Source organism: Oligella sp. HMSC05A10 (assembly GCF_001808335.1).
GTDB lineage: Bacteria > Pseudomonadota > Gammaproteobacteria > Burkholderiales > Burkholderiaceae_B > Oligella > Oligella urethralis.
In genome coordinates, this window is record NZ_KV792939.1 from 1 (window position 1) to 5,725 (window position 5,725).

Genomic DNA, 5,725 nt, shown 5'->3' on the forward strand with positions numbered 1-5,725 from the left:
AGGGAGTGTTTGTCTACTTTTCTGACTAGGATCAAATGATCCTACACAGATTAGTTGGACTCGTGCTTTAAAGCAAGAGTTAGCAAAGGGTTCTGATTTTAAGTTAGATGATAATTCAATTTATCGAGCACTTTACAGGCCGTTTACAAAACAGTGGATGTATTTTAATCGAAATTTTAATGAAATGGTTCTTCAAATGCCTCGTATTTTTCCGACAGCTGATGCGGAAAATCTGGTTATCCAAGCAACAGGGGTTGGTTCAAAAACGTTTTCGGTATTAATTTCGAATTATTTACCTTATCTTGATAATATTGAAAAAGGACAATGCTTCCCTCTCTACCTCTACGATGAACAAGCAATTGAAGATAGCGATGAACAAAACACACTCTTCGCTAATGAAGACAACTCTGGCCTAAACCGCCGTGACGCTATAACAGATGAGGGTTTAGCGCATTTCCAAGTGGCTTATCCTGATAATCCGCTAACAAAAGAAGATGTTTTTTATTACGTTTATGGCATCTTGCATAGCGAAGATTACCGTAGCCGTTTTCAACATAATTTAAGTAAAGAATTACCTCGTATTCCGCGAGTTAAAACCTTCAGTGATTTTAATGCCTTTAGTGACGCTGGTCGTAAACTGGCTGATTTACACATTAATTATGAAGAGGTTGAGAAGTACCCTGTGAAGTTCAGTGGTACATTGAAACATGATGGAAATGACTTTGTTAGTGCAAGTTCGACTGATTTTTACGTTACTAAAATGAAGCATCCTAAAAAGATCGATGAGGAAACAGGTAAGCGAGTCGATGACCTTAGCAAAATCATTTATAACGGTAAAATCACGCTTGAAGGTATTCCTGAAGAAGCATACGATTACGTGGTCAATAGCAAATCTGCTATCGCTTGGGTCATGGAACGCCAAGCGGTAACCACTCATAAAGCCAGCGGTATTAGCAACGATGCTAATGATTGGGCAATTGAAACAATGGGGAATCCAAAATACCCACTTGAACTGTTGCAACGAGTGATTACAGTGAGCTTAGAAACGATGAAAATAGTGAACAATTTGCCAAAACTTGATTTGAAAAAAGCGTAGCCTAAATTATGAGTAATTATCTAGAACCACTGAATGAACAATGGGATCAATTTGCATTTTTTGGTATTAAGCCTGTTAGGTACAAAAGCACTAGCTCAGACCAATTCTATTGGCTAGTAAGAGAGATAGATCTTGAGACTCTGCCTTTTTATGATTTCTGGAAAGAAAGTGCGTTTGGTTCAACTTGCATGCCTGATGAGCAAAATCCTGGCAAGAGCCTAGTCTATGTCCACGATTGGGAGGCTTTTTGTAAGCTATTTATTAAAACCGGTAAGCACCGATTTAATGCGTATAGCTAATCTCATCTACTGTAGCGTTTTGTTGTCGACTGCATCCGTTTGGCTACTGTGCTGAAATGCTTATCGATTCTTTCTTGTAGTATTTGCAACTCCTTTAGTGATAAAGAAGTTGCAAAGCCAGTACGAAAGAAGTGTAGAGCACCAACACGCCTTTCGTAAATAGTTAAAAACTAGTTTAGAGAGATTGACCTGCTTTGCGGTATTTTTCTCTAATCCAATCAGAATACCACTGCATCATTTCTTTACGTTCTTCAAGGTACTCTGCTCGATGATAAGCACGACGCACCGAGTTTTTTTCAACATGCCCCATTTGGCGTTCTATTACATCGGGTTTATAGTTATTTTCATTGAGAACGTCAGTGGCTAGAGAGCGAAATCCGTGAGGGGTGGCAATATCCTTATAACCCATACGCCACATTAAAGCGGTCAACGTGTTTTCACTCATGGGTTTATAAACATTTCTTTGCTGGTGAAAAATATAGCCTTGCTTTAGTCGTGAGTTTTCATAAAGAGTTTCAAGAATTTCTATAGCCCAGTCTGACAAAGGAACGACAAGCTCAATTTTTTTGCCCTTGAACTTTTCTTTGGGGATTAGCCATTCTTTCTTTTTAAAATTTACATCTTCCCATTCCATCGTACGCAAAGAAGTACTTCGAACAAAAGTAATTATTAAAAAAATAAGTCCTAGTTTTGATAATAGATCGGCTGGTTGCTCTTCCAAGCGTTTGAAGAATGTAGTCAGCTCATCTTGTGCTAAAGCCAGTTGATGTTGGGTCGGTGGCAGAGTAACTAAGCCACTTAAGGAGTGGCAAGGATTGAAAGGTATGTTTCCGAGTTGTACTGCGTAATCTAAAATCCTATTCACTCTTTGCAAGCACCTGTTAGCGTGATCATGGACGCCTCTAGCTTCAATTGTTTTGATAGTGCTGGTAACCACGGGTGGTGTAATTTCATCTAATGGAAGGTAGCCTGGATATACTACACTTTAGTTGACTCGCAGTTAAGTTACCTCAACCAAAGCAGGTGATTATTTATGCGCAAAACGTATTCTAAAGAATTTAAACTACAAGTCTGCCACTCGATCACAACGGGCACATACACGGTGACTGAAGTTGCGAAGCAGTATGCTATTTCACGACCGATTGTTTCTCGTTGGCTTGCCGAGTATAAACGATATAGTAAAGATGCCTTTACAGGCAAAGGCGTTCGACTACCAGAAGGGGCTAAAGTGTATGCCTTGGAAAAAGAGATTAAACGTCTTCAAGAGGAGAATGCGATCTTAAAAAAGTTCAGGGAGTTTGCCAAGAGTCAAAAACGATAAGGTTTGAATTTATTTGCAGAGAAGCCGCACATCACAGTATTTTACTTCTTTGCAGACTCCTGAATGTCAGTCGGATGGGCTATTATATTTATCGTAAACGTAAGCCCTCGGCTACTATGTTACGTCATGAGTGGTTAACGACTCAAATTAAACGCGTGTTTGAACAACATAAAGGTCGCTATGGTTCCCCGCGAATAGCCTTACAACTCTATGCAGAAGGTATTGAAACTAATAAACGTGTTGTGGCGATGTTAATGCAGCGGGCTGGTTTAGTGAGTGTCTATAGCCGTAGGCGTCTAAAGAATCGACAGCAACGCCTTAAAAGTAGCGCCTCACAGTATCAAAATTTATTAAATCGTGACTTCTTCTCGGTAAAACCGAATGCTGTCTTTGTGACGGATATTACCTATGTTAATTGTAGTGATGGGGTGCTTTATTTAACGGTGTATGTGGATTTAGCAACTCGCGCGCCTAAGGCGTATGCTGTGACGGAAAACATGAAAATGCCTTGTGTCATAGAACCACTTAAACGTTTAATTAAAGCAGGTTATGCCAAACGAGGAACTGTCATTCATAGTGATCAAGGCAGCCAATATCGTAGTTATGAGATGGCTGGATTATGTGAAAAATATGGTTTACAGCAATCCATGAACCATCCAGGTAAACCGATTGATAATGCAGTTGCTGAGTCTTTTTTTAAAACATTAAAAACTGAAGTAGTTAATTCCAATCGCCACTTAACAAAGGCTAAAATGGAGGTGATGCTTCGTCACTACTTAGATAGATACTACCCAGAAGAACGCATCCATACCTCATTGGGTATGTCTCCAAAGCAGTATGAACAGTGGCTATCAGAAAACAACGTAACTTAACTAGCTGTATAGAAAAGTGTAGTATATCCATGGGTTTGCTGCTCCGTCAAGCGGCAAACCCATTTTTCACTAGCTCACTGTTCCGTAAATTTTCCGTTACTTCACTCATATGAGCGTACTCAGCTAAATGGCCGGCATTCAAGTGAGCGTACTTTTGAACCATTGCTATAGTTTTCCAACCTCCCATTTCTTTTAAGATCATAAGTCACGTGCCGCCTTGCACGTGCCAGCTTACCCACGTCTGCCGTAAATCGTGAAATGTGAGTGGCTTAAGACCGATACTTTTCACCGCATTATCTAATATTGGCTTAGATACTTGCTTGATACGTTTCCCGCTCTTACGAGTAAAGCAGTATTCGTAACCGTACACCTTTATGCGCTCTAGCACCTCAATTGTTTCACAGATAAGAGAAAGAAGACGGGCCTCACTATTTTTGCTAGGTCATTAGTGCCCCATGCCAGACCCCTAATTGTATTGACCTTATCTCATGTCAGATTAAATATTTCATTGGCACGAGCACCAAAGGCAAGCGCAAACTGACAAGGGTTCCCCATCCAACCAGCTGTTATTGAATCTAAAAGAAGCTCAGCTTCAGGTTTCGTTATACAACTGGTAAGCTAAAGCATTTGTTTACATCTTATGTTTTGACTCGTAAGTGATTATGACTGGGTTGCTGAATCACTAAATATAATATTAAGACAGGATGAATTTTAACGGATAAGCCTAAAAAAGCGTCATAAAAGCGTAAGAATCAGTGATTAGTATGGGCAACTGTATTTATTAACTGAGGAGTGCTCATGGTAAACAAAGAAGAAGGGTTACAAATAGTACTATCACCAGTTCAGATGGCTGGCATACTTCATAATGCCTCCATTAGCGAAGGAGAAGTACTGAGCAATCGCTTATGGGGAGGTGTAGGCCTTGTTGGTGGTATGCTTCAAATGCTCGTTGCTGGTGGTATGTGTGCCGCTCCAGACCCTACTATGCTGACAAAAGTAGGTTGTGTCGTAGTTGGAGGGCATGCCGCGGATGTGGTTCATTCTTCTTTTAATCAAATCATAGCAGGGAGACCAACCAACACAAAAACCGCTCAAGCAGTTGCCGCAACAGCAGAAATGTTAGGTACTGAAAAAGAGACGGCATATATAATTGCCCTGACGGTAGATTTGGCAGTTCCAATAGGGTTTGCCTCTGCTATAGGCGCGGTTAGGGTGGCCGCCATTCGGGCGGGTAGAATAAAGCTCATTGAGCATGAGGCTGTTGCTGGTTCGAAGATTGGCGGACATACGATTAGTAAGCATGTCGGGAAAAATGAACAAGCTCTTGCACATAGGCTCAATACTGAGCGTGTGCCAGGTGGGGTTGTTAGTTCTTTTTTTAATTTAAGAACAGCTGAGCGTGCTATTTCTGAGGCAATGCGTACTAATAGGTTTGTTATCGAACAGTGGGTAAAGTCAGGGAGACGAGATGCCCTGGTGATAGTGTTTAATGCTGGATATAAAGTTGGGGGTAGCTTGAAGAAAGGCTCATCTGATTACATTAAGGTTTCAAAGTTGAGAGTTGTGTTAAAGCCAGAAAAGTATAATGGCATGGACTATTATATATTAACCTCATATCCGATTAGGTGAATAATATGAATGAATACAATGTGTTATATACATTAATGGGTGGGTATCTCAATCAGGATATGTATATTATTTGTGATTGCTCCACTTTGGAGGGCGCTGTAGATTATTATGTTTCGTATGTGGATGAAATAGTATTACATGAGTTATTGGAGGATATCGCTCGTTTTGAAGAGGACTTTCGTAATGATCTAGATGGTGCCTTTGAGGAGCAGTTTTCGCCAGAGGTTGAAATCGCTTCGGTTAGCGATTTTTTTGCTCTCCTCCGAGAAACCATCAAGAAGCATTATCCGGACATGGTGTAACCAAACAAAAAAACTCAACTTAAAAACCGAGTTAGGGTAGTGGTAGTATATCCAAATGGTGAAGAGTTACTAAAAACGGATGCTAAATTGATTATTTCAGGTTAATTTTAAAAAGGAAAAGAAATGTATGCTAATTGTCAACTTTTTGGAGCCTGTAGATATTTTTGTGTAAATGGAGCCTGTAAATAATTTTGTGTAACTTCCTT

General features: G+C 40.1%; 6 protein-coding genes and 1 pseudogene. 5 read left to right on the forward strand and 2 right to left on the reverse strand.

The window, feature by feature from the left end; genetic code table 11:
• Positions 1–49 precede the first annotated feature (49 nt).
• The gene (locus HMPREF3144_RS08800) at positions 50–1,096 is read left to right on the forward strand and encodes a type ISP restriction/modification enzyme (protein ID WP_197050895.1); all 1,047 of its coding nucleotides are present in this window, start codon (positions 50–52) and stop codon (positions 1,094–1,096) included.
• 474 nt (positions 1,097–1,570) lie between these two features.
• Here HMPREF3144_RS08800 and HMPREF3144_RS08810 read toward each other — a convergent pair whose 3' ends face one another.
• Positions 1,571–2,221, reverse strand: coding sequence for a tyrosine-type recombinase/integrase (locus HMPREF3144_RS08810; RefSeq protein WP_371441270.1), 651 nt, complete (start codon positions 2,219–2,221; stop codon positions 1,571–1,573).
• Positions 2,201–2,353: pseudogene (locus tag HMPREF3144_RS12045) on the reverse strand (hypothetical protein); the annotation flags it as partial. The pseudogene HMPREF3144_RS12045 and the gene HMPREF3144_RS08810, both read right to left, overlap by 21 nt.
• Before the next feature lie 75 nt (positions 2,354–2,428).
• Between HMPREF3144_RS12045 and HMPREF3144_RS08815 the strand changes: the two are divergent.
• The 4 genes from HMPREF3144_RS08815 (at position 2,429) to HMPREF3144_RS08835 (ending at position 5,519) form a co-directional block, all read left to right on the forward strand.
• On the forward strand, positions 2,429–2,716 hold the full coding sequence (locus HMPREF3144_RS08815; protein WP_036561006.1) for a transposase: 288 nt from the start codon (positions 2,429–2,431) through the stop codon (positions 2,714–2,716).
• A gap of 11 nt (positions 2,717–2,727) precedes the next feature.
• Complete coding sequence (locus HMPREF3144_RS08820; protein WP_246823937.1) at positions 2,728–3,588, forward strand: IS3 family transposase; 861 nt, start codon at positions 2,728–2,730, stop codon at positions 3,586–3,588.
• A gap of 798 nt (positions 3,589–4,386) precedes the next feature.
• A complete protein-coding gene (locus HMPREF3144_RS08830) occupies positions 4,387–5,217 on the forward strand; it encodes an RNase A-like domain-containing protein (RefSeq protein ID WP_070477502.1) in 831 nt (276 codons plus the stop codon).
• A 5-nt stretch (positions 5,218–5,222) separates the two neighbouring features.
• Positions 5,223–5,519 carry a contact-dependent growth inhibition system immunity protein gene (locus HMPREF3144_RS08835; protein WP_036560999.1) on the forward strand — a complete coding sequence of 99 codons (297 nt, stop codon included), beginning with the start codon at positions 5,223–5,225 and terminating at the stop codon, positions 5,517–5,519.
• Positions 5,520–5,725: the final 206 nt, after the last annotated feature.

What these genes read in the sequence shown, in the direction of transcription:
- HMPREF3144_RS08815 (WP_036561006.1), top strand. Translation starts at nt 2,429, where the DNA reads ATGCGCAAAACGTATTCTAAAGAATTTAAACTACAAGTCTGCCACTCG.
- HMPREF3144_RS08830 (WP_070477502.1), top strand. Translation starts at nt 4,387, where the DNA reads ATGGTAAACAAAGAAGAAGGGTTACAAATAGTACTATCACCAGTTCAG.
- HMPREF3144_RS08835 (WP_036560999.1), top strand. Translation starts at nt 5,223, where the DNA reads ATGAATGAATACAATGTGTTATATACATTAATGGGTGGGTATCTCAAT.